General features: G+C 61.9%; 1 pseudogene. It reads left to right on the top strand.

The window, feature by feature from the left end:
* Positions 1 to 38: 38 nt before the first annotated feature.
* Positions 39 to 294 (top strand): annotated as a pseudogene (locus AC0L3B_RS39245) (aspartate-semialdehyde dehydrogenase); the annotation flags it as partial.

The following is a 294-nucleotide window of genomic DNA, read 5'->3' as shown; positions in this document are numbered from 1 at the left end:
TGGTCCGGGGCTTTTTTGTTGTCTGAATTCTCAAATCAATGGAGGACAAAGTGAGTAACGATCCCGTCGTCGCGATTGTCGGCGTCACCGGTGCGGTGGGCGCCGAATTCATCGCCACCATGGACAAGCGCGGCTTTCGCGTCGGCAAGCTCAAGGCGCTGGCCAGCGCCCGCTCGGCCGGCAAGACGGTGTCGTTCCGTGGGCAAGACGTCGTCATCGAGGAGCTGACCGAACGCGCCTTCGAAGGCGTCGACATCGCCCTGTTCTCCGCCGGCGGCAGCATCTCCAAGAAGT

It is taken from the genome of Bradyrhizobium sp. Kon56 (assembly GCF_055807635.1).
Note: the sequence above shows the minus strand (reverse complement) of the source record. Positions and strands in the feature narration are given on the sequence as shown.